General features: G+C 48.8%; 25 protein-coding genes. 15 read left to right on the forward strand and 10 right to left on the reverse strand.

The features are described from left to right. Positions 1-8 precede the first annotated feature (8 nt). The 4 genes from QHH00_05785 to QHH00_05800 are packed head-to-tail and all read left to right on the forward strand — an operon-like array spanning position 9 to position 5025. Positions 9-110 carry a hypothetical protein gene (locus QHH00_05785; GenBank protein ID MDH7508892.1) on the forward strand — a complete coding sequence of 34 codons (102 nt, stop codon included), beginning with the start codon at positions 9-11 and terminating at the stop codon, positions 108-110. A 2-nt stretch (positions 111-112) separates the two neighbouring features. Next, positions 113-2077: an NADH-quinone oxidoreductase subunit L gene (nuoL, locus tag QHH00_05790; GenBank protein MDH7508893.1), complete on the forward strand. Its 1965-nt coding sequence runs from the start codon at positions 113-115 to the stop codon at positions 2075-2077. Beyond that, positions 2074-3570 (forward strand): NADH-quinone oxidoreductase subunit M, encoded by a 1497-nt coding sequence (locus QHH00_05795; protein ID MDH7508894.1) that lies wholly within the window; start codon positions 2074-2076, stop codon positions 3568-3570. The genes nuoL and QHH00_05795 overlap by 4 nt, the downstream gene beginning before the upstream one ends. After that, positions 3571-5025: an NADH-quinone oxidoreductase subunit N gene (locus QHH00_05800; protein ID MDH7508895.1), complete on the forward strand. Its 1455-nt coding sequence runs from the start codon at positions 3571-3573 to the stop codon at positions 5023-5025. A gap of 11 nt (positions 5026-5036) precedes the next feature. Here QHH00_05800 and QHH00_05805 read toward each other — a convergent pair whose 3' ends face one another. Next, the gene (locus QHH00_05805; GenBank protein MDH7508896.1) at positions 5037-5462 is read right to left on the reverse strand and encodes a CBS domain-containing protein; all 426 of its coding nucleotides are present in this window, start codon (positions 5460-5462) and stop codon (positions 5037-5039) included. Between the two features lie 270 nt (positions 5463-5732). Between QHH00_05805 and QHH00_05810 the strand changes: the two genes are divergently transcribed. After that, entirely contained in the window at positions 5733-6692 is a 960-nt protein-coding gene (locus QHH00_05810; protein ID MDH7508897.1) for a polyprenyl synthetase family protein, read from the forward strand. Between the two features lie 92 nt (positions 6693-6784). Then, positions 6785-7873, forward strand: a complete 1089-nt coding sequence (locus tag QHH00_05815) for a geranylgeranyl reductase family protein (protein MDH7508898.1) — start codon at positions 6785-6787, stop codon at positions 7871-7873. A 170-nt stretch (positions 7874-8043) separates the two neighbouring features. Here the strand turns inward: QHH00_05815 and QHH00_05820 are convergent, their stop codons facing one another. Next, positions 8044-8517 carry a nucleic acid-binding protein gene (locus tag QHH00_05820; protein MDH7508899.1) on the reverse strand — a complete coding sequence of 158 codons (474 nt, stop codon included), beginning with the start codon at positions 8515-8517 and terminating at the stop codon, positions 8044-8046. 135 nt (positions 8518-8652) lie between these two features. On the opposite strand from QHH00_05820, the gene QHH00_05825 reads away from it, so the two are divergent. Continuing rightward, entirely contained in the window at positions 8653-8913 is a 261-nt protein-coding gene (locus tag QHH00_05825; GenBank protein ID MDH7508900.1) for a hypothetical protein, read from the forward strand. Positions 8914-8960: 47 nt separating this feature from the next. Here QHH00_05825 and QHH00_05830 read toward each other — a convergent pair whose 3' ends face one another. The 5 genes from QHH00_05830 to QHH00_05850 form a co-directional block, all read right to left on the reverse strand. Then, positions 8961-9605 carry a tRNA 4-thiouridine(8) synthase ThiI gene (locus QHH00_05830; protein ID MDH7508901.1) on the reverse strand — a complete coding sequence of 215 codons (645 nt, stop codon included), beginning with the start codon at positions 9603-9605 and terminating at the stop codon, positions 8961-8963. Between the two features lie 113 nt (positions 9606-9718). Then, a complete protein-coding gene (locus QHH00_05835) occupies positions 9719-9901 on the reverse strand; it encodes a hypothetical protein (GenBank protein MDH7508902.1) in 183 nt (60 codons plus the stop codon). Between the two features lie 123 nt (positions 9902-10024). After that, the gene (locus QHH00_05840; GenBank protein MDH7508903.1) at positions 10025-10585 is read right to left on the reverse strand and encodes an exosome complex RNA-binding protein Csl4; all 561 of its coding nucleotides are present in this window, start codon (positions 10583-10585) and stop codon (positions 10025-10027) included. Continuing rightward, positions 10582-11193, reverse strand: a complete 612-nt coding sequence (locus QHH00_05845) for an METTL5 family protein (protein ID MDH7508904.1) — start codon at positions 11191-11193, stop codon at positions 10582-10584. The genes QHH00_05840 and QHH00_05845 overlap by 4 nt, the downstream gene beginning before the upstream one ends. 70 nt (positions 11194-11263) lie before the next feature. Beyond that, complete coding sequence (locus QHH00_05850) at positions 11264-11911, reverse strand: CBS domain-containing protein (GenBank protein MDH7508905.1); 648 nt, start codon at positions 11909-11911, stop codon at positions 11264-11266. 443 nt (positions 11912-12354) lie between these two features. On the opposite strand from QHH00_05850, the gene QHH00_05855 reads away from it, so the two are divergent. The 3 genes from QHH00_05855 to QHH00_05865 are packed head-to-tail and all read left to right on the forward strand — an operon-like array spanning position 12355 to position 15990. After that, positions 12355-13605 carry a glutamine amidotransferase family protein gene (locus QHH00_05855; GenBank protein ID MDH7508906.1) on the forward strand — a complete coding sequence of 417 codons (1251 nt, stop codon included), beginning with the start codon at positions 12355-12357 and terminating at the stop codon, positions 13603-13605. Continuing rightward, the gene (locus QHH00_05860) at positions 13598-15139 is read left to right on the forward strand and encodes a glutamate synthase-related protein (protein ID MDH7508907.1); all 1542 of its coding nucleotides are present in this window, start codon (positions 13598-13600) and stop codon (positions 15137-15139) included. The genes QHH00_05855 and QHH00_05860 overlap by 8 nt, the downstream gene beginning before the upstream one ends. Before the next feature lie 2 nt (positions 15140-15141). Continuing rightward, positions 15142-15990 (forward strand): hypothetical protein, encoded by an 849-nt coding sequence (locus tag QHH00_05865; GenBank protein MDH7508908.1) that lies wholly within the window; start codon positions 15142-15144, stop codon positions 15988-15990. Between the two features lie 11 nt (positions 15991-16001). Here the strand turns inward: QHH00_05865 and QHH00_05870 are convergent, their stop codons facing one another. After that, complete coding sequence (locus QHH00_05870; GenBank protein ID MDH7508909.1) at positions 16002-16445, reverse strand: Lrp/AsnC family transcriptional regulator; 444 nt, start codon at positions 16443-16445, stop codon at positions 16002-16004. Between the two features lie 365 nt (positions 16446-16810). Next, positions 16811-17899 carry an ACR3 family arsenite efflux transporter gene (arsB, locus tag QHH00_05875; protein MDH7508910.1) on the reverse strand — a complete coding sequence of 363 codons (1089 nt, stop codon included), beginning with the start codon at positions 17897-17899 and terminating at the stop codon, positions 16811-16813. Positions 17900-18327: 428 nt separating this feature from the next. Here arsB and QHH00_05880 point away from each other — a divergent pair, with 428 nt between their 5' ends. From QHH00_05880 to QHH00_05900, 5 genes are all read left to right on the forward strand, one after another. Continuing rightward, positions 18328-19395, forward strand: coding sequence for a permease (locus QHH00_05880; protein MDH7508911.1), 1068 nt, complete (start codon positions 18328-18330; stop codon positions 19393-19395). 1 nt (position 19396) lies between these two features. Beyond that, a complete protein-coding gene (locus tag QHH00_05885) occupies positions 19397-19648 on the forward strand; it encodes a hypothetical protein (protein MDH7508912.1) in 252 nt (83 codons plus the stop codon). Next, positions 19645-19893, forward strand: coding sequence for a thioredoxin family protein (locus QHH00_05890; GenBank protein ID MDH7508913.1), 249 nt, complete (start codon positions 19645-19647; stop codon positions 19891-19893). The genes QHH00_05885 and QHH00_05890 overlap by 4 nt, the downstream gene beginning before the upstream one ends. Next, positions 19893-20300 (forward strand): putative zinc-binding protein, encoded by a 408-nt coding sequence (locus QHH00_05895; protein ID MDH7508914.1) that lies wholly within the window; start codon positions 19893-19895, stop codon positions 20298-20300. The genes QHH00_05890 and QHH00_05895 overlap by 1 nt, the downstream gene beginning before the upstream one ends. A gap of 581 nt (positions 20301-20881) precedes the next feature. Next, positions 20882-22528: a thiamine-phosphate synthase family protein gene (locus QHH00_05900; GenBank protein MDH7508915.1), complete on the forward strand. Its 1647-nt coding sequence runs from the start codon at positions 20882-20884 to the stop codon at positions 22526-22528. Positions 22529-22622: 94 nt separating this feature from the next. Here QHH00_05900 and nifS read toward each other — a convergent pair whose 3' ends face one another. Beyond that, the gene (gene nifS / locus QHH00_05905) at positions 22623-23783 is read right to left on the reverse strand and encodes a cysteine desulfurase NifS (protein ID MDH7508916.1); all 1161 of its coding nucleotides are present in this window, start codon (positions 23781-23783) and stop codon (positions 22623-22625) included. Positions 23784-24045: the final 262 nt, after the last annotated feature.

Here is a 24045-nt window from a genome sequence, read left to right on the forward strand (position 1 = left end):
CGATCGCGATCGCGGCAGCTGAAGTTGCCGTCGGGCTTGCAATACTGTTGGCGCTTTCAAAGGCGAGGGACACAATCAATCTCGACGAAATCAATCTGCTGAGGTGGTGAGATTGCAGGCGGTCGAATTTGCATGGCTCATCCCGATCTTTCCCTTGATCGCTGGGCTGATAGTCGGTTTGATCGGTCATCGATTGAGAGAGGGCGGTGGTTACGTTGCGATCACTGGTTCTGCGATATCTCTCATCATCACAGCATTTGTTGTCGCCCAGGTTCTTGATGGGTCTTTCGACGCGGCCGACGGGGTCATCGACGGAGTCTTCGAACAATCGCGCAGTTGGCTTACTTTATCTGAGACCTATTCCTTCGAAATAGGTATCTATATCGATCAGCTGACGGCGCTTATGCTCGTCGTCGTTTCCCTCGTCTCGACACTCGTCATCATCTATTCGATTGCATACATGGGTGAAGAGGGCGGGAGGAAGAGGCGTTATTACACTGAGATATCGCTTTTCGTCGGGGTCATGCTCGGCCTCGTCCTCGCGAACAATTACCTCGAACTCTTCATCTTCTGGGAGCTCGTCGGGCTTTGTTCGTATCTTTTGATAGGGTTCTGGTATCACAAGCCATCAGCAGCTTCTGCGGCAAAGAAAGCGTTCATTGTGACGAGAGTAGGCGACATCATGTTCATGGTGGGGCTGATCATCCTCTTCACGACATTCAAGACCTTGAACTTCCGCGAGCTCTTTGAGATGGAGGTCTCAGGTAGCGACCTTGGCCTCCTAACGATAGGCACTTTTATGATTTTCGGCGGTGCGATCGGGAAGAGTGCGCAGTTCCCGCTACATGACTGGTTGCCGGACGCAATGGAAGGCCCTACGACAGTCTCAGCGCTCATTCATGCGGCAACGATGGTCAAGGCGGGTGTGTATCTCGTTGCGCGATCGTTCCCGCTGTTCGTCCAGACCCCAGATACGTTGATGGTCGTGGCGATCATCGGGGGAGTAACCGCGTTCATGGCGGCCACGATGGCACTCAATAATCCCAATATCAAACGTGTGCTTGCCTATTCGACAATCAGCCAGCTCGGCTACATGATGCTCGCGCTCGGTGCTGGTGGATATATCTTCTACTATCTGCACGGCGCGGAGGGCTATACCGCTTCCATGTTCCACTTGATGAACCATGCCTTCTTCAAGGCGCTCCTCTTCCTGTGCGCCGGTAGCGTTATTCACGCTGTCAATACAGAGGACATGCGGCTGATGGGAGGTCTTGGCAAGAAAATGAAAATCACATCATTCACGATGCTCATTGGAGCTCTCTCCATCTCGGGCATACCTCCGTTCAGCGGCTTTTGGAGCAAGGACGAGGTGCTTGCAACGGTTTTCGAAGCATGTGAGCTAAATTGGGTCTTCGCTTTACTTTACATCCTCGGTATCGCGACAGCCTTCATGACCGCCTTTTATATGTTCCGCCTCTGGTTCATGACGTTCGCAGGGGAAGAAGGCGAAGCGAGTAGTCATGCACATGAATCGCCGAAGATTATGACCATCCCATTAATCATCCTGGCGCTTCTCGCTGCCGGCTCATTCCTTGTTCTGTTCGTTGGCGGAGGATTTGGGTCCCAAATCTTCTTTGAAGAACCTCATGCCCTTACAGCCAGTGAAATTCTAGCGGTGACATTCACCGATCCTCTCACCTACCTATCGATTGCAGTCGCACTTTGCGGGGTCGGAATGGCTTACGCAACTTACTACAAAAGGACAATCTCTCCAGAGATTTTTGTTTCCACAAAAGCTCGAAGAACTTTATACAACATCCTCCTCAATCGTTACGGATTTGCTGTCGGCTATAACGCATTCGCTGAGAAAGTCGTGTATGGGTTTGCGATTGTTGTCGACGCGTTTGACAGATACGTCATCGATGGCATTGTTAACGGCGTTGCCTTCCTTCTAACGAGGGCAGGCCACTATATCAGGAAGATCCAGACAGGATACGTGCAACTCTACGCGACGATCATTATCGCGGCGATTTCGGTCATTATTGTTCTTCTTTATCTCATTGGAGGTCTGAGATGATGCTAGAGAATGTGCCGATACTTTCGCTCCTCATCCTTATTCCTCTGATTGGTTCGATTCTGGTATTTGCACTTGGCAATACGAGGAAGGCTGCTGCGAGTATCGCTTTAGTCTTTTCCGCGATCCCACTCGCCCTATCGATATTCCTCCTGCTTGATTTTCATATAGGGGCTATTGGCTATCAATTCATTGAAAAGTACACCTGGATTGAAAGCTACGGAATCGCTTATCACTTGGGTGTCGATGGCATCAGTGTTCCAATGGTTTTCCTGACAGCGCTCCTCTGTTTCCTCGCGATCCTGTTTTCCTGGGATGTCGAACACCGAACAAAGGAGTACATGGGGTTGATGCTCGTCCTCGAGGTCGGTGTCCTCGGGGTATTTACGGCCCTTGACTATTTCCTCTTTTATGTCTTCTGGGAAGTCGTCCTGATCCCGATGTATTTCCTTATAGCGATTTGGGGAGGACCTCGGCGCGCTTACGCTTCGATCAAATTCTTCATCTACACGCACGTTGCGAGCCTTGCGATGTTGATCACCATCATGGCCCTGTACTTCGAAGCGAAACCGATCCTCGGGTATGCGACGTTCAGCATCGTAGATATCGCAAGCGTCAGTGGGAATTTCAATTACCTCTTCCAGGTTGGTGCGTTCGCAGCGCTCTTCTTTGCATTCGGCGTCAAGATGCCAGTTGTACCATTTCATACGTGGCTTCCAGACGCCCACGTCGAAGCGCCGACAGCGGGAAGCGTTCTGCTTGCCGGACTCCTGCTCAAAATGGGGTCCTACGGTATTATCAGGATCGCATTGCCGACGCTTCCAGATGGCGCGAATGCGCTCATGCCCTTGATGCTTGCGATCGCGATCCTCTCGATCCTCTATGGGTCCCTGGTCTGTTTGGCTCAGAGGGACCTCAAGAAAATGGTGGCCTTTTCGTCGATCAGTCACATGGGCATTGTTCTCCTTGGCATTTCGACTGGATCTCAACTCGGTATCGCGGCAGCGGTGCTGCAGATGTTCGCACACGGACTCATCACAGCTGTTCTCTTCATGATGTGTGGCGTCGTCCAGCACAAGGTCGGAACAAGGGAAATACCGCTCCTCGGTGGCCTGGCGCCAAAAATGCCTCTTGCTGCAACATTCATGACGATAGGCTTCCTCGCGTCGCTCGGCTTGCCTGGGATGATCGGGTTTGTGGCGGAGTTCTCAGTGTTCATTGCCACATTTGACGCATACGCGTGGATACTGATGCTTCCGATTGCAAGTGTCGCGATCACGGCTGGTTATTACCTATGGGCATTGCAACGCACAATGTTCGGCCCGCTGACCGAGAAAATCGATACATCGCATGCCCACGATGTCAACTGGTACGAGGCGGTGCCACTGGCTATTCTGGCGATCTTAATCGTCTTCTTTGGCATGTTTCCGGGTGTTGTCATGGATTACATCACGCCATCGGCGAACATCATTTCTGCGATTCTGGGGGTGGGCTGATTGGTCGATCTCTCACCTGTTTATTCGGAAATCATCATACTTCTATTTGCGGTTGGGTTACCAGCAGTCTATTATCTCACGAAGTCTGAGAAAGCACTTAGTATCGTATCGCTGGTTGGCATCATTGCGGCGATGATCCCTCTATTGATTTTCTATATTGACGGTTCCCAACCAGTTGTTTTTGCGGGGGGATTGCTGAGGCTCGATGCGTTCGCTGTTGCGTTCAAACTGGTCTTCCTTGCTGTCGCGCTGTACGTGACCATTGCCTCGATCCGATACGTTAAGGGAGAAAGGCATCTGGCCGAGTATTATTCATTGATTTTGCTCGCCACCCTCGGTATGATGGTCGTCGCCTCATCTCTCGACCTTATCACCCTATTTGTAGGGCTGGAGCTTGCAAGCCTCTCCTCATATGCACTCGTTGGATTTAGAAAAGCTGATAAGAGGGGAATTGAAGCGGCGACAAAGTATCTTATCATCGGCGCACTTTCTTCGGCGATCTCCCTCTACGGTATCTCCCTCATCTACGGGATTACTGGTAGCACTGTGTTTGCGGACATCGGCACTGCAATCGCCACGGCTAGTGGTATGGATCCGATAATCCTGTTGGCCATTGGTCTCCTCATAGCGGGATTTGGATTCAAAGTTGCCATCGTTCCATTTCACATGTGGGCACCTGATGTTTACGAAGGCGCACCCACGACGATCACCTCGCTCCTCGCCTCGAGTTCAAAGAAAATGGGTTTCGTCGCACTCTTCAAAATATTCCTCATAGGTCTCATCGCGATCAAGGCTGATTGGGATGTTGTCGTCGCGGTCATCGCCGTCCTCACGATGACAATCGGCAATCTCGTTGCCATTTCGCAGACGAACATCAAGCGGATGCTCGCATACTCTAGCATTGCTCAAGCTGGTTACATCCTGATCGTCCTTCCGATCGGCACTGAGTACGCGCTGGCAGGTGGCATCTTCCACATCATTACACACGCTTTCATGAAGGGAGGCGCCTTTATCATTGTCGCTGCATTATCAACTGTCGCACTCGGAGAAAGCCTGGCAGACTATAAGGGGCTCGGTAAACGCTCACCGTTCCTCGCATTCTCAATGGGCGTCCTTCTCCTTTCGCTCGCAGGCATTCCACCGCTTTCCGGGTTCGCGAGTAAATTCTGGCTATTCTCAAGTGCAGTCGATGCGGCGATCGCCCCAGAGCAGAGCTGGGTCCTATGGCTTGCGGTCTTCGGTGTGATCAACAGCGCGATCTCGCTTTACTATTACGTTCGAGTAATCAAGTACATGTACGTCGAATCGGGTCCAGAAGAACCGATCAGAGTTCCAAACTCGATGATCCTCGCGATTGCGATAACGGTCGTCGCGACGATCGTCATCGGCCTGTTCCCGTCGCCAATCCTCGAACTTTGCAGAGAGGCGGCGCGCGCGTTCTTCTCAGGGATGTGAAACATCGACCCCTACTTCTTTCTTTTTGACATCTCATCTTCGTATGCTCTGAGTGCATCGAGGAACGAAATCGTGCCGACAAACTCGCCAGCTGAATCGACCACGAGAACCCTACTCACCCCACCTATTAACATGAGTCGCAACGCGTCGATGACATATCCATCCTCATGAATCTGGATGCAGGGATTTTGTCCGACGAGGGTGCAGGCGGTCATAAATTCCTTCACCTTGACGGTCGAGGGGTCACGACCTTGTACGATGACCCTCGTTACATCCGTCGAGGTAATGACGCCGAGGACGATATCTTCCTCTTTCACAACGACGCCCGTCTGGTGCCGCTGCACCATCAATTTCACGACATCTTCTAGCGTTGCCCCGTAGTCGACAACGGGAGGATCGCGGTCGACATAATCCTTTACTTTTGCCTTGACTTGCATGTGGTCGGAATGATTGGAAGTCGTCTCACTTAAACTTTTTCTTGTAGCAGATCTCTTGTCCCGACTCTGAATCTTCTATAAGATCTGAGACAGGCACCGTTTTCTTGCGACCTGTCGTCGCTTGATCGGTTCAACCCTAAACACTCAATAAAATCCTCAACTTCTTCACATGCAATCACTGCGAGAAATCGTCCAGCCTGGTGAGTGAGGGAATTTGAAGAATCGAGACAATTAATAAGTACATTATCATCATTAGGCATCTCGATATTGATGAGCTGGGACCTTCCAATCAGAAAGGAACTAAACATGGTGGAAGAGGAGATCAGGAGAAGTGTACACTCCCAGCAGCAGCTATTGACGGAGATCTCGATGCACGTGATCGGTGCAGGGGGGAAAAGAATTCGCCCTGGTGTTTCGATCCTTTGCTACAAGGCAGTGGGGGGCACAGAAGTCTCCAATGTCATTGGAATCGCCGCCGCGTTTGAACTCATCCACAGTGCGACCCTCATCCACGACGACATTAACGATGGAGGGACGATGAGGCGGGGCAAAGTCTCAGCATTCAAGAAATACGGTGTCCAGCTCGCGCTGGTGGCTGGTGACTTCCTCTTTGTCAAAGGTTTTCGTGCAGGCGGTTCTTTCAGCAAAGAAGTGGTCGAAATCATCGCGGACTCCTGCGCGTGCATGGCTGAAGGAGAGATCCTCCAGGTCGGACACATCAATGACGCGTCGACATCGATCGATACCTATCTCAAAATCATCGAGGGGAAGACGGCGAAACCGATCGAGGCGAGTGCAAAGGTCGGCGCGTTCCTCGGGGGCGGGTCGCCGGTGATGATCGAAACCCTCGGAAGCTATGGCCTCAACCTCGGTATGGCCTTCCAGATCATGGACGATATTCTTGATATTGTTGGAAAGGAAGACGTCCTCGGCAAACCGAAAGGGATGGATTTTTCGGACGGGACGCCGACGTTGCCGATTATCCTGGCGATGGAAGACGGTCACAAAGGAAAGAGGTTGTCCGAACTTTTTGAAAAGAAAAAGAAGCGCCGTTGGGAGGTCGAGGAAGCCTTGAAAATTTTGATGGAATCGGATGCCATTCGGCTTTCGAAAGAGAAGGCGCTTGAGTTCTCAAATAGGGCGATTGAGTCGTTATCGATTCTGAGGCCGTCGGTCTACGAAGAAGCACTGAGATCCCTTGCCAGGACTGTCGTTGAACGGGAATCGTGATAGAACTCATGGAGAATGGGTAATGTCTTCGATCTGCACATGGAAAACGATAAATCTGGCTATATCACACTAACAGCGCAGGGGAATCGCCGATGGCAGAGAGATTGTCGACTGATATCCTGGTCGTTGGTGCGGGACCAGCAGGATCAACAGCGGCGGAGCACGCAGCTCTTCACGGCGCAGACGTCCTGCTCATCGAACGCAAGAAAGAAATCGGCATCCCTTTCGCCTGCGGTGAATTTCTCCCGTCCATTGATGAGGTGAAAAGGATATTTCCTGGTGCCCGTGATATCGATACACTGTTCGACATCCCCAGAGAACTAATTTCTTTGGAGACTCACCGATTGAGGATCTATTCGCCAGAACTACGTGTCTACGAATTTGATTTCGACGGCTTCACGACATACCGTGATCGATTTGATCAGTATTTAGCCTCAAAAGCACTTAAGGCTGGAGCGAAGGTCCTGACAGGGTGTACCTTTATTTCTATTGACGGGGACAGAGTCGTGACGAATCAATGTGAGGTGAAAGCGAAACTCGTGATCGGGGCCGACGGACCGCGGTCCCGCGTTGCCAAGAGCCTCGGTCTTCCGAAGAACAGAGAATTATGTCCTGCTGTAACAGCCCAGGCGGTTGGTAACTTCGAGCCGGTTGCGGAGATGTATTTTGGCAATATCGCACCGGGGGGATATGCCTGGATCCTACCGAAGCGCGGCGGTGCCAACGTCGGGGTCGGTATATCGCCTCGATTTGCGAGCAAGACCGTCGGAGAGTACTTCAAGGAATTTATCGACTGGAAGCAGATTGATGTAGGAAAACCGGCTGGAAAGTATGTGCCTATGGGAGGTCCACTGCACCCCAATTACAACGATAAAGGCCTCATCGTCGGTGATGCGGCCGGTCATGTGATGGCCGTCAACGGTGGCGGAATCCCGATAGCATTGATCTGTGGAAAGATCGCTGGCGAAGTGGCGGCTGCTTGCGTCAGATCTGGTGAATCTATATCTCGATACGGTGAGGAGTGTCGCAGGCAAGTGGAAAAACCCCTCAGGATCGCGCTTCGGACAAAAGTTCTTGCAGATCTTTGCTGGGGGAGTCGGAGAAGGCTTGAACTTGCGATGAGGGTACTTGGTAAGAGGCGAATGGCCAATATCATCAGATGCAAGCGCCTATTTCCGTAGTCCTTGAGGTCGACGACCCCCCTTTAGCCGTCATTTTGTGTTTGCATCAAAATTTCCAACTAATGGAATTGTACAGTATTGTAAGAATGGCCTACGTGTCCGATTAGCTGTTCAAAAGGGATTTCTTCGATTTGGGAGACATCTTCGAGGTTCGGATGCATTGTCGGAAATTACTTTTTCTTTCTGGATCGCCTGCATTTAAGAGGACTTCCGCATACGGGGCATTCCTTAATCTCCTTATCAAAAGCTCTTCCGCAACCGAGGCATCTCATCTCCCATGAAAAGATCTCTTTGATACCCCTCGTGACGATATTGATATAATCGATGCCCATAGTCCTCGCCACATTTTGAATCGAATAGTCCTCTGTCAGGATTGTTGCTTTGAGGTCAAACGCAAGTGCTAGAACTTCTATGTCGGTATCTGACAACTTGTGTGTATCCCCAGTTTTTTGAGCAGCAAGTCTAACCGCTTCTAAAGACGTGGTGGATGGATGCGTTATTTTGATTTTGAATTCCCAATAATCTAGGCGTCTGTCCTTGTATTTCTTCAGCTCGGACAGTACGCCTGGAGGCACGAGGATCTCAGCGTCTTGCGGCAGATCTTCCATTGCGAAGAAGGCAGAGGTGTCGACGACGTACTTCATAGAGATTTAATTGCGCCTGCCCTAATAACTTCTTTTCTCTAGTCATGCTAGTGCACAAGTGTGTCATCCAGATATTCTTCATTGTAAAGGGAACAAGGTATTGTTAAATAGGATTACTGCAATCTCACCGCGGGAATGAAGGAAATCGAAGTTGAACAGGAAGTCATCGACTTCATCAAGAAGCACAAGAGGGATTACAGGGTTTCGACGACGTGCTATGGACCAGTGATCCTCCCGACCGATGTGAAGCCTCCAAAAGATACCGATCTTAGGATCAAGATCGGGAAGAACACGCTCTTCGTCTCGATCGTCCAGGCGAGATATATCACGAAGGTGACAAAATCGATGCTCTACGAAGTCGATGAGGTTGCACGCAAGAAGTGCCCGATCCTGTAGCCTGGCCTATCTGTCATCGCGAGCCTCAATGAATTCTTATCAATCTCTCAAAATTCAAGTTGCCTAATCTCAGAGATCGCTTGGCGCGCGATCTCCTCGAGGCCAGCTTTCTGTGCTTCCTGCAGTGCTTTATTGAGGCTCGCGCGTGTGGCCGGCCTCTTCGGTACGAAAGAGCACGGGAGGACCTTCTTTATTGATATCTCGTAGGTTCCGATACTCTTTGCGATGTTTTCGATTTCGAGCTTATCGAGTCCGATGAGAGGTCTCAGAACCGGAAGAGAAATGCCATGCTGCTCCACCCTAATATTGTGCAAGGTCTGCGATGCGACCTGTCCGAGTGACTCCCCGGTCACAATCGCGTCAGCGTTCAATCTTTGTCCTAAACCATCGGCAACTCGCAGCATAAGCATCTTGCACAGCACGCACCGATAGCCAGGATCACAACGGTCTGCAATAATCTCCTGATTCTTTCCGTGCGGTGCGATGTATACCCTCACATTCTTTTCTAGTAATTCAGCCAATTTTTGCGCGATATCGCGGATCTTTTCGGTCATTCTTTGATCACTGAATGGCTGGTGGTCGAGGTGCAAGAGGTTTATCTCAAATCCCCTCCTCCCGATGAGAAATGATGCGACGGGTGAATCAATTCCTCCAGAGATCAAGCAAATCGCTTTCATAGCCTCTTTCCCCATAACTCCCTCTTCTTACCAGTCTGCCTGTGTCAGCTTCGCTAATCGGTTTACAGCAGTGGAATCCTGCGATTAACGAAATGCTTTGTACGACCAAAAAAGGTTTTCAAAAAGGTTTAGTTATTCAATCTATTCTGGTCAATCCCCCCGAACATGGGGTAATCTAAGTACTCTTCGACGTCGTCGTCTTCTGACTCAACGACTATGCTAAAGAGTATGTTAACGATCTCTCTCATCTGCCTCAGTTCATTTCTGAGCTCGTTTATTTCACGGACCAAGTCTTCTGTGGTCTTCGTCATTCGTTCTCCCTGATTTTGTTTAACATCGATGGGGGATATATCCTTTTGCCTAACCCTTCAAATTCTTTTCGATGATCGAATTCTTCAATGAAATTTCACGACAGCGTATAGATATCATAAAAATCAGAATTTGACCTCTCCGTAGTCATCTGCAAGCTTTCTCATGTCTGTTCTCTCACAGCGTTCGCAGTACAGTGTTCTATTTCTCTTCTTGAGAGGGGCGCGGCATTTCTTGCAGAGCGCAAGAATGACGCCAAAGTGATGACCAACCGTTGATAGCTGGAGGGATGGCTTCACCTGAATGACTTTCGCCCTGATTATATCGCTTGGCCTCAATTCTTTCCCGACGTCCTGTGTATATCCTGAGGAAACCTTTGAGATATGAATCGTCGCACTCGTATCGCCACTGATATCACGCTCTTTTCCCTCGACAGCGATCACCTCACAGATGGCCATACTGTTCCTTACGTCCGTCACTTCGGCGTAAACCACGTCGCCGACTTTCAGCGTGACGGGAGGGTTCTTAGCGGAAACCTTGGCAATTTTCTCTTCATGATCAAGCTCGAGATCTCCGCAGTACGCGGAATAGATCTTACCATCTATCTCATATGTCCCCTCGCCCGGGATAAATTCCTCAACGACAGCTACTTCATCTCCTGGCAGAACACATCTTCTTTTTTTCATCTCTTTTCACCCGATCTTCGAATGCAAAGGAGCAGAACATCGAAGTCCTTTTTCATCTTTTTGTGGAATTCAAACATATGCGGAATTACGAATTTATATCTTTTTTGAAGGACGATCTCCCATCCGCTGTTCATTACAAAATTCAAGACAAATTCGACGGTCTCAGCATTATGCATCGTGTAAATAACACTCGCAACCGACATCGCTGTTTCGAGAAATGGACGATCCGCCCCGCGCCTCTGAGATCCAAACGGCGGATTCTGAATTGCGACGTCCGCCCTTGCGGAGAAATGTGGTATCCTCGCGAGGACAAATTCCACATCTGCTCCTATGGCAGAAGCATTCGCCTTCGCCTCTTTCAACGCGAGGGGATCCGCATCAACCCCGATCGACATTTTAGAATTAAGAAGCGAAGCACCAATCGCGAAAATTCCATTTCCACATCCCAAATCGATTACGATCTTGTCCTCGATATCATTATTCGCATAAGCCGTAAAGAGAACATCAGCGGCTATCGTGGCTGGAGTTGAATACTGTTCGAGAAAAGGCTTTGGCTGAGAAAGTGGAGGTATTTGCTGCAGCAGTATCTCCAGCGCTCTTTTTTTCATTTTGAATTCAAGAACGGGGTCAATAATATCAAAGTTTGCTGTCAACGGCCATTGAACAGCCTCGAAGAAATCATCTCTTTATCCCGATATTGAGAAAGTCTGCGCTCGTCAGGATCCCAATGACGACACCTTTCCTAGAAACGAGGACTGCCTCCTGCCTCTGTAGGTGGAGAGATGCCAGCTCTATCGGTGTATCCTCGCTGAGGATCGGGAAGGGCGCTTCCATGATTTCAGAAACTGGGGTCTTCATCACCTCGTCGTAGCTCTTTTCCTTATTCTTTGTCTGCTCAATCGTATAATTTCTGATGATGTCGTCTGTGATGCTCCCGACGACGCGATCTCCAACAACAACAGGAAGCTGTGTGAACCTCCCTTTCACCATCCTTTCAATGGCTTCGGCAATTGTATCATCAGGTGAGATTGAAACGACGCCACGAGTCGCGAGATCCCCCACCGTCAGGTGAATCCCCGTCTTTTCCGCGTCGATAATTCCTTCCTTCAGTACTTCTTCAAATGCCTGGAAAATTTTTCTCACGTTGCCATACGACGGATCGATGGTTCCTTTCTCGATTTTGGCAATAAGGGATTGGCTGACCCCTGCGCGAACAGCAAGCTCCCTTTGAGAAAGCCCTAGTTTTTGCCTGATCTGCCTGATCTTCTCAAGTTCTGGAAGCTGTGGCATGATGGCAAGCTCAATCGGATCTATTTTTGGACTCATATCGATCAACTACTGCAATCTCATCTACCCAATATTACGATTCTTAGTCCCTTTGACTTCTTTGCGAAGTATTTTCAGCTTAACGGCCGTATAGCTTTTTATGTTATTATAAAAATTCGTATCTCGATTGAAGCCTAGATTTTCGATATTGGAATAATCATATCGAATTCATGTCCTCATTATGAGATTTTATTCGAAATTCGCATAAATTAATTCTAATAAGATTCGAATGAATAACAAACAATAACTAGTCGGTCTCACGTGAGTTTAGCGAGGTCCAATTGATGTTCCCATTGGGTGTTGATAAATTTGACGAATTGACGAATACTTCCCCAATGCCTATACTCTGTTCTCTCTATAGTGGCTTCCCCGCTCCTCACAGACAATTGGACATATTCTGGCTTGTAAGTGACTGATAGGAATTGCTGGCAAGGTGATTTGATTTGGATGAAGAAAGGTCATTTCCGAAATCATCGTTTTTCCTTTCAAATGGTGCTTTTAGCTCTAATGAGAGCGGAGAAATGTCGCTCCGATCAGGATCAATGCGCAGAAGAGAGGGTTATCAGTTGGGAGGTTGTGGTATAGCTGGTTGCCTATCACTCGACGGAGAACCTATATCTGGGGAGAAAATCGCCACCATGCTGACAACGATGAGTGAGCGTGAAAACGGTCTCGGGGCAGGCTATGCCTGTTATGGGTTGTTCCCAGAACGTCGGGATGAATTCTGCCTCCAGTTTTTCTTTGACGACGAGGACGTCAAGAATTCTGTTGAGGAGTTTCTCAAAGATCACGGGAACATTACAAAGGATGAAAAGGTCTTTACGAAGAAGTCGACGACGCTGAAACCGCCTTTTCCTCTCGTCTGGAGGTTCTTTTTCAGACCGGTTGAACGGAGAGAATGGAGGGGAAACCAGAAGCTTTCAGAAGAGGACTATGTCGTTCGACTTGTCATGCATGTAAACCAACACGTAGATGGAGCGTTTTGCATCTCGAGTGGGAAGGACATGGCCGTTTTTAAAGGGAATGGATATTCCTTTGAAATTTCTGATTTCTACGATATCCAGAGATACAGGGGGAAGATGTGGATCTCCCATTCAAGATTTCCAACGAATTCTCCTGGCTGGTGGGGGGGTGCCCATCCGATAAGTATCCTCGACTGGGCCGTCTGCCACAACGGCGAGATCACTTCATACGGCGTCAACAGGAAGTTCGTAGAAATGGAAGGCTACAGCTGCACACTCTTGACCGATACGGAGGTGGTCGCGTATCTTTGGGACATTCTCGTGAGAAAACATGGTCTGCCGATCAACCTCGCAGCGTTTGCGATGGCGCCGTGGTACTATCACGATATTAAACACCTCGATCCGCAGAACCAGAAGCTAGCAACACTGATAAGGGTCACTTACAAGGAAGCATTTCTCAACGGCCCCTTCAGCATCTTGGTAGGAAGGAGAGAGCCAGAGATCACTATGATCGCCCTTGCGGATAGAAAGAAGCTCAGGCCTTTGATTGTCGGCCAATCATCAGATGAGGGGATGTTTTTCGCAGCGAGCGAGGAATGTGCGATCAGGGCAATCGAACCGAATGCGGAGACGTGGACCCCGAACGCTGGGAGTCCCGCCATCGCGCAGGTCCGCAATGGGATCATAAGAGATGGTCTAGAATCACCTTTCTGGGGGGAGTGGAATGAGTGATTCATTGAATTTATCACAGGAAAGGATCGCTCAAGAACTGCCAGATAGATACAGACCCGTTATCGATTATGAACTCTGTAAGGGTTGCAAAAGATGCGTCAGGGAGTGCAGTTACAGCGCCCTGGAGTTTCGTGATGGCAAGGTGCGACCGCTTCGGGGGTGCGTCGCATGCGGCCGTTGCACTGCAATATGCCCTACTGGCGCTATAGAAATTCGCCTCCTCCCATACCATTTCCCGCCTCATTCGACCTTTACCGAGAGAATCAGACGAAGTATTATCTCCCAGGCAAATACTGGCGGGGTCCTGCTATCGTCGTGTGGCACCGATCTTGAATACCCGATGATCTTTGACGAACTATTGCTCGATGCAGCACAGGTAACAAACCCATCGATCGACCCGCTGAGAGAACCGATCGAGACTATAACATTTCTCGGCAGGAGGGGTGGGAAGCTCACAAGCTCCGAAAAGAAAGGTCTGCTGGAGGACGAGGATATCGGCCCCGTTATCATGATGGATATGCCGATCATGATTGGCCACATCAGCTTGGGCGCAGTTAGCTATCCAGCGCAAAAGGCCCTTTTCAAAGCGGCATGCGACCTCAATATAATAGCCGGCTCAGGCGAGGGTGGCCTTCATTCAGACTTCTATGCTTATGCGGATCACATCAATAGCGAAGTGGCGAGCGGGAGGTTCGGCGTCACACCAGATTACTTGAAAAGGGTTGCCGCCGTTGAAATCAAAATAGGGCAGGGCGCAAAGCCTGGGCACGGTGGTCATCTCCCTGGTGAGAAGGTCACTGATCTCATCTCGCAGACGAGAATGATACCGACCGGTACCGATGCGCTCTCGCCATACCCACATCACGACATCTATAGTATCGAAGACTTGCAGCAGCTGATCTGCGCCTTGAAGGAGGCAACGGACTACAGGATCCCTGTCGGCGTCAAGATCGCAGCGGTGCACAACGTCGCCGCAATAGCATCTGGCATTGTGAGGGCAGGAGCTGACTTCATAACGATCGATGGTTTTCGAGGAGGGACTGGCTCGGCACCACGTGTCATAAGGGACCACGCTGGCCTTCCGATCGAGGTGGCTGTTGCTGTCGTTGACAAGCGTCTCGCAGAGGAGGGGTTAAGGAACAAGATCACACTCTGCGCTGGTGGGAGCATAAGGTCCTCTGCCGACATGATCAAGATTCTGGCACTTGGAGCGGACGTGGCGATGGTATGCACCGCCGCACTCGTCGCAATGGGGTGCAGGGTTTGCCAGCAGTGTCATCGAGGTCTGTGTGCTTGGGGAATTGCAACACAAAAACCAGAGCTCACTGCGAGGCTCGACCCAGAGATCGCATCTGCGAGAATTACGAGGCTTTTCACCGCATGGAATGAGGAGCTTAAGGAGGTGCTGGGGGCGATGGGCATCGACGCCGTTGAGAGCTTGATCGGTAATAGGGACAGACTGAGGTACATCGGGCCAAACCCGAAGATTGCCGAAATCATGGGAGTGAAGCATGTTGGCGAAGGGTGGGGTTGAGGATGAATTCAGACGGTAAATTCAGTATTAATGGATTCATTGACCACCATATTGAGTTCAGTTTCGAAGCAAGTGGTGTCGTCAAGACAGCTACGATTCGCGCAGACAAACGTGATCACCTAGGTCATCCTCTTGATTACAAAATTCTCAATCTCGCGATAAAGAAATGCATTAACGCTGGCTATAAACACATCGTGATCGAAGGTGCGCTTGGGCAGAGATATATCGGCGCTGCTCTATCAGATCCAGATGTTAAGATTGAGGTACATGGAACCCCTGGCAACAATCTCGGGGCGTTTCTCAACGGGGCGACAATCGAGGTCTTTGGTAACGCCCAGGATTTGACAGGAAATACGATGAACTCGGGCAAAATTATCGTGCACGGTAACGCAGGGGATGTAACTGGACTCGCTGCGAGGAGCGGTATTATCCTTATCAAGGGGAATTCTGGTTATCGAACGGGTATCCACATGAAGGAGTTTGCTGGTCTGAAGCCTGCAATCGTTGTCGGAGGAGGCGTCAAAGATTATCTCGGAGAATACATGGCTGGCGGTACGGTCTTGGTACTTGGTATTGGTATGGACGAGCGGGTGGTCTCTGGAGCTAACATAGGTGCGGGGATGCACGGTGGAACCATCTTCATTAGGGGCAGGCTTAACCCTAATCAGTTAGGATCAGGAGCGGTCATCAAAGAAAAAACGGAGAACGATCTGGTACAATTGGAAGCGCTCATAAGGGAGTACGAGGCTGCATTCGGGGTGGAAGTCCCGCGGGATTGGGAAGACTATACAAAGGTAGTACCGCACACACACCGACCGTTCCACGGACATTATGACCCTACGCTCATCTAGGAAATCCTTAGTCAAAGTCCAGGAAACCTCATCACAGATTCGAGGACGATTTGGACTTCCAGGTCGACCAGGCCGATCGGTATTATTTTCTTTGTGATAATATCTTCGAGGGCTCTATTATCTGGTGCGTGGACTCTGATCATGATACTTCTTTCGCCAGAAACATTGAGAACTTCCATCACACCTGGAACATCCCTCAATTTTTTCAAATCATCGGCGACGACATTCTTTGCGAGATTTGCGAAAATCACTGCGTCCGCTTTCATGCCAGTCTGCTCAGTATTGACAATCGCCACATAACCAAGAATGACACCGTCATCCTCCAATCTCCTTATCCTGTCTCGAATCGTCGACGGAGACCGGCGCAGTTTAGAGGCCACTTCGTTGTAAGTCATCTTGCCCTCAGTGGCAAGAAGCTTGATGATCTTTCGATTCATTTCGTCGATGACTACCAAGCTCGGTCCCCCCTAACGCCGTTTAGTTATTACGGATTCCTTGAATATATTCTTTTTTGAATTCTTGCGCTTATGACGGAAAAAACGCTTGATGTTCGCCGATCGAGCGTATTTTTTTGCGTTCGTGGCAGAGTCATTTCGTAATAACTCTTTTCGGAAGTACATATCTCTGCTCAATTTGTTTTCAACCGCTCTGTTTTGCGCTATCTCACGCGATTTCTTCGAGATGGAGTTATGCGCCCCTTCTCTGCCACCAAGGCCTATGCGAGCCAGGTATACAATATACGCAATTGCGTCAGTTAAGCGTACCGTATTTTTATCGCAGAAGAGACGCTTCCTTGATTGTATCTGGTCGAGCGAAATTATTAGGCAGGCGCAGCGCTTTTTACCCTTCCATTTGAGTCGTAGTATTTTCTCCTAAACCAAAATGCTACATTCACTAGACTGATCAGAACAGGCACTTCGACGAGCGGACCAATGACGGCGGCAAATGCAACTCCAGATCCAATGCCAAATATCGCAATTGCGACGGCGATAGCCAGTTCGAAGTTGTTGCTCGCAGCAGTGAAACTCTGAGCGGCGGCATGCGGGTAGTCGAACTTCAAGCGGATTGAAAGGCGGAAGGAAAGGAGGAACATGATGGTAAAGTAAAGCAGCAGTGGGATCGCGATTCTCAGCACATCAATCGGCAGCTGCAATATGTACTCTCCTTTCAAGGAGAACATGACGACGATCGTAAAAAGCAATGCGAGCAATGAAACCTTGCTGAGCCTAGGGATGAATTTGTTATCGTACCATTCCGCTCCCTTTCGTGGTAAGAGGGCGTATCTCGTAATGATACCGGCAAAGAAAGGAATCCCAAGATAAATGAGTACAGATTGGGCAACCTCCCATATCGATATGCTGACGGCGACACCAGATCCCGGTGCAATAAACTCCGAGAGCACGAAAATCATGAAGTAGGCGTAGAATGAGTATGTGAGAATCTGGAAGATGGAATTCAGTGCGACCAATATGGCAGCATATTCGGAATCGCCTTCCGCCAACTGATTCCATACGAGAACCATTGCGATGCATCTCGCGAGGCCTGTCAAAATAAGACCTATTCTGTACTCAGGGAGATCTGGCAAAAATATCCATGCGAGCGTGAACATTAGAAACGGTCCGAGAATGTAGTTTAATGTGAGGGAAGTGCCAAACATCATTTTAGACTCAGGCATTCGCGTGAGCTTTGAAAGTTCTTCATACTTGACCTTGGCCAGTGGCGGGTACATCATTAGAATGAGGCCGATCGCAATGGGTATTGAGGTAGTGCCAATGCTCATCGAATTAAGTATGTCAGCCACCGCAGGAAAAACAGCCCCAAGGCCAACACCAATGAACATCGCAAGGAAAATCCATAAAGTTAGATAACGGTTGAGAAATGAGAGTTTCTTTGATATCTGCTCTGCCATGCTATGCTCACCGCCTCGCACTTAGAGATATCTGCATCAATTGTTCATGAATGAAATGGCATTTCAACAAATTTAGAAATACGTCTAGTCGTATAAAAACAATAGGCTACTCTCATATCGAACATGAGAGCTTTTTGGATCAAAGTGAATGGTACGCATTTCAATCATGATTCTAATCCTTTTTCTAGCACTCATTCTTGAAGTTCCAAGTCTTCGGAAGTTCTTGTTTGGTTCAGGTCTCGATCGCGTTATTTTAGTCTAGAGGTCCAATGGAATTCAATTTTTCTATCATAAGTCCGAGCGCTCAGGTTTCCAGGTCTATTCCAATCACAATCGTCAATGCATCGGGGTTCATGATCAATTTTGGCAAAAGGTTTATTTATCGCATTTTGATAGTGATTCAAAAAATATTGAAATAGGCGACATCAATGGGAGACCCTCTAATTGATTCACTTATCAGCGGCTTCAACAGCATCATGGACTATCTGAGTCAGCATACGCTTACTTGTCTTATTCCAGCGTTCTTCATCGCTGGAGCTATCGCTGCATTCGTCAAGAAGGAAGCGGTTCTCAAATACTTTGGGCCAAGTGTTAAGAAGATCAAATCCTACACCATCGCCTCAGTCTCAGGGACAATACTCGCGGTCTGTAGTTGTACAATATTACCGCTCTTCGCGGGGATCTACAAAAAGGGGAGTGGTATCGGTCCGGCAACGACTTTCCTTTTTGCGGGACCAGCAATTAACATTCTGGCCATTGTTTATACAGCTCAAGTATTGGGTTATGATCTCGGGGCTGCACGGGCGATATCTGCAATCGCTTTGTCGATCGTCGTCGGGCTTATCATGGCTCTCGTTTTCAGCAAACATGACAAGGCACTTCTTAAGGAAGAGAAGATCTTCGTCGCTGCACAACCTTCCGATCCAAGGCCGAGATGGGTAGTTCCAATCTTCTTCATACTTCTCATCGCGATTCTTCTTATCGGGGCATCAAAGCTCGAATGGGTTCCAAAGCTTGCTGCTATCTACGTGCTTACAATTATCGTCGCAGTCTTGCTTATCTATTATTTTGAAAAGGACGAGGTCACTAACTGGGCCATGGAAACATGGGATCTGACCAAGAAGATATTTCCGATATTAATTGCTGGTACCTTTATCGTCGGCGTTATCGCATATTTTCTTCCCCCAGAAACTTTCCGCCCGTATCTCGGCGATAATTCAATCGGGTCAAACCTCCTCGCATCGGTCATCGGTGCGATCCTTTACATGCCGACGTTGCTTGAGGTTCCCATTATTGGGACGACTTTTGGCTATTCGACAGGTGTCATGGCTTCTGGACCGGCATTGAGCCTACTGCTAAGCGGTCCGACGACAAGCCTGCCCTCGTTGATCGTCCTCTATAGGATCATAGGTGCGAAGAAAACGTTTGTCTACTGGATCTCTGTTGTTCTCATATCTACAGCTGCTGGTTTGATATATGGCGCACTGGTGGGATAGTATGGGTCAGGAGAAACCGTGTTGCCCGGAATCTGCCGCGAGGAAGGTCAAAAAGCTGAATGTTGGGGGTTTTCAGGTTGGAATTGCCCATCTCGATGAGATCATCGAAGAAGTCAAAAATCTGGGACTGAGGGACAGCGGAGAAATCGGAAAGCAATTACTCAAACGCGCCAAGATCTATAATTACATCCCCCCTGGTGCGGAAGGGGAGTATGCTGAAGCGCTTTTGAAAGAATATCTGAAGAGGAGGTGAAGAATGTGAAGATTGAGGTACTCGGAACAGGATGTCTGAAGTGCAAGAGGCTGGAAAAGCTCGTGCACCAGGCAGTAGAGGAGCTCGGTATAACGGCGGAGGTCGTCAAAGTTGAGGACATCGAAGAGATCATGAACCGGGGAATTATGATAACCCCAGCTCTGTACATCGATGGCGAAGCGAAGGCCGTCGGAAGGGTTCCTACTCTTGACGAGATCAAATCGATGCTCAAAGGAGGGAATTAATGGGAGTTCCTAAGCAAGAGGAGTGCCTCTGCGGTGGCGGTCCGATTTTGGTCTATGCTTGTTCAGGCGGCTCGAATGTAGGACAGATCACGAACGAGGTCGCCAAGATGCTAGCTATGTCGGGAAGGGCGAGGATGTCATGCGCCGCTGGGATAGGCGGACACGTCAGTGGGATTGTCGAGTCTGCAAGGGCAGCAGAAACCTCGGTGGTCATTGACGGGTGTCACCTTGCTTGTGCGAAGAAATCATTCGAACACTTAGGACTTAAGCCAGCAATTCACGTCGTTGTCACGGACTTGGGCATAAAGAAATCATACGATCTGAATTCAATGCAAAAAGAAGAAGTCGATTTGGTCTTAAGTCACGTCGCGAATCTACTTCCGGCGCCGTTGAAAGTTAAAATTTAATTACAAGACTCAAATCTTTTTTCACATCAGCGATCTGTTCTCAAAGAGATGAGACGACTTTCTCTCTTTTCGGTGGGCCTACTCTTTCATATACTCGAGAGCGCGCATGATCCCTTTATTCCATTTAATTATCGAGGTTGATGAAACAAATCTCCTTAGATTTCCTCCCCTAAGCGAAAAACAATGCCAACAACATTAATGCATACCGTTACAAAATGATTGGAACCCTATTCTTCGGTCTTTAACTCTCTTCGAACGGTGAATCAAAGTGTTGATCTTGAACTCGCTCTCTCGGTGGCTATCTATCTAATTGTGTTTTTGACTTCCAACTTTGTTTTTACCGAACCGTCCTTGTTTTTATAGCTATGGAGGAATCCAAGGGATGATAGTTTTGTGCGCATAGAAAAGAGAACACTTTCGTGCATCTCCACCTCGTCAGAAGACGTTTACATGAGTTGGATCCCCTCCAAAAAATCGATTTTTGAGATTTGCTCCGGATTTACCAGGTTCACAATGGCGAATATTAACGATAGTTTAATGCATTTCATCTCTTATACCTCTGATGAAAGAGGGACAGGGTCATGGAGTTTGAAGATAGAGTCGAGATGTACGGAAAAATGGTACTCGCCCTCGAAATCATAGAGAATTCCAGAGATTTTGCATTCTTAATTCCAGAGGTCAGAACGAATCTCGTCTTTGCCTCGCCCAATGCGGCATCGCCTAAAGATGTCCTTGCCGTCGAGGGGAGAATTACAGTCGTTGATGGCTTCCCACGAGCTGCTGGCCCGATAAGATTCGGGGCATCGAATCATATGGCAAGGCTGATAATAGAAATCAACAAAAGGGATTCAAGTGTCCGCGCTGGCATCAATTTCGCGGGCACACCAGAATTGACAGAATGGCTCAAAGGTTTTTGTGAGGGAAAGGGCTGGACCTTCGGCGTCATCGACCGGTCAAAAGAACCTGTTGAACTCTCATTAATAGACGGCGAGTCAATGCCCTGGAAAGTTGATGAACTGGTTCGATCCTCAGGCGGTAAGGTACCAAAAGTCTTCTATGAAACTGGCGCCGTTGGAAAAGAGCCCGTTTCCGTTCTAGTGGGAAAGGATCCAGTTGAAGTAGCGAGGGAAGCGTGCGAGATCGCAAGCGCGTTTTCTAGGGAAACCAGGGGAATGATTCGAAAAGGAGCAAAAGTCGGGAAAATAGCACCAGAGGAGTTCGAATCGATCATCGTCGGCAGATTCGGTGCAGTCGATAACACGGTAATCATACCCCCGAAAGCGGGTGTTGATGCGGGCGTGATCGATTTGGGCAACAACCTGGTCCTCGTGGTTGCGGAAGACCCGATTTTTTCTATTCCATCCCTTCCATTGGAGATGTTTGGGTGGTATACAGTCCACATAGGCGCGAGTGATGTGGCAGTGATGGGCGTTAAACCGCGGTACATGTGCTATACATTACTTGTACCGCCCGGAACTGGAAAATCGGATCTCGAGATCATCGTCGATTCAATACATCGAGCTGCAATCGAACTCGATATAGCCATTGTCGGGGGCCACACGGGTTATTATCCCGGAATTACCACGCCTCTTATCGGTGGGATTACGGTCTTCGGGATTGCTGCGAAGGGGGAGTACGTCACTGCCGCTGGAGCAAAGCCTGGAAACGACATCATTTTGACTAAGGGGCCAGCGATCGAGGCTGTCGGAATCCTCGCATCTGTCTATGAAAAAGAACTGGTCAGGAGTTACGATGTTGACACGATTGAAAAAGCCAAGTCATTGATGCGGAAGATCTCTGTTGTAAAGGATGCGATGATTGCCATGAACACAAGCGGAGTAACAGCGATGCACGATGCGACGGAGGGCGGCGTGATCGGTGGTCTCTTTGAGATCGCGCAAGCAAGTAATGTCGGAATGGAGGTCGACGAGTCGCAATTTATAATTCCCGATGAGGTAGAGTTGATCTGCAAAGCGTTTAATATCGATCCTATCGAAGCGATTTCTGAGGGATCCCTCATTATTACTGCGGCAGCGGAAAAGTCCTCTCAAATCATCGGCAACCTCAAACGTTCCGGTATCGAGGCATCTGTGATAGGGAAAGTCGTTGCCTCCACTGAGAAAAGAATTCTGAGGCGTAGAAATGGTGAAATGGTCCCGTTGAGGATCCCGGAGCAGGACCCCTTCTGGCCCGTATTTTTCGAAGGCCTTCCCTCAACGCCGTCATGAACTCTTCCACGATCTTTTCAATACCAGTTAGTGCGGGGTTTGAAATCACGAAGGTTTGGATTGGTATCCACGGCAGTTGCTGATTATCATTTTTCTACCATGATCTAATTGGAGAGATCTCTCTCAACGTTCTGACAGCCTCCGGGATAACATCGAGGAAGTAGTTGACCTCTTCAAATGTGTTCATCCTGCTCAGGCTAACTCTCAACGACCCCCTCGCCTGTTCAGGCCTGAGCCCGCATGCGAGTAGGACGTGTGATGGCTCGAGATCCTTCGTAGAACACGCTGAGCCAGTTGACGTCGCAATTCCTCTCATATCGAGTTGAAGCACGAGGGCCTCTCCCTCTACAAAGTCGAATCTGAAATTAGCATTGTTGCAAAGACGCTTGTATCGATGGCCATTGAGATAGGAATCTGAGACTCTAGAAAGGACACCGTCAATGATGCGCTCTCTCATCGCCTTCATTTTTTCAACATCTTCTATCATGCTTCGCATACCGATCTCTACCGCCTTACCCAGACCGACGATTCCGCTGACATTTTCGGTCGACGAACGAAGCCCCCTTTCATGACCGCCACCGTACATGATCGGCCTTATCTTTACTCCGTTGCGGACGTAGAGGGCACCGACGCCTTTTGGGCCATGGATCTTATGCGCTGAGAGTGATAGCAGATCGATTGAGTCCTTTACGACATCAATTGGCATTTTCATGAATGCTTGAACCGCATCTGTGTGAAATAGCGTCTTGTGATCATGAGCAATTTCGCCGATCGCTCGGATCGGCTGAATCGTGCCGATTTCGTTATTGGCTGCCATGACTGATACAAGTATCGTTTGACGGGTCATTGCTTCTTTGACCGCTTCCTCAGAAACAATTCCTTCGCTACTCACCGGCAAATAGGTGACGCTAAATCCCTGACTTTCCAAAAATCGGCAGGTGTGAAGTACGGCATGATGCTCAATCGCGCTCGTGATAATATGATTTCCTCGATCCTTATTTGCGAATGCGATGCCTTGGATGGCAAGATTGTCTGACTCCGTCCCTCCCGAAGTAAAAATGATCTCCCTTGATGTTGCATTGAGCGCCTTAGCAACGATTCTCCTTGCCTCCTCCATTGCCTCCTGCGCCTCACGCCCAAAAGAATGGAGGCTTGAGGCGTTCCCGAATTTTTCATCGAAGAATGGCAGCATCGCCTCGACGACTTTCGGATCAACCCGCGTCGTTGCACTATTATCAAAGTAGACCTTCGGCATCGACAAACACCTAATTTGATTAACTATTGTTACAATCTATCTCTTTTATACATATTTCGTTTTTGGCGAAGGATGATGGTCGACCGGAGATAAATAAATGAAGATTCCATTCATTTTTTTGAATACTGATTGATTATTTTTCGATAGTTTTGATTAGAAAATGCCTGATTTTTTGGATCGATTTATGCAATCGATCAGAAAGGGTCATAGGCTGAAATAGATCACAAAGAAATAAATGTGATTGAAGGGCCACGGAGGGATC

This window comes from Methanomassiliicoccales archaeon (assembly GCA_029907465.1).
In the GTDB taxonomy this organism is placed as follows: Archaea; Thermoplasmatota; Thermoplasmata; order Methanomassiliicoccales; family JACIVX01; genus JACIVX01.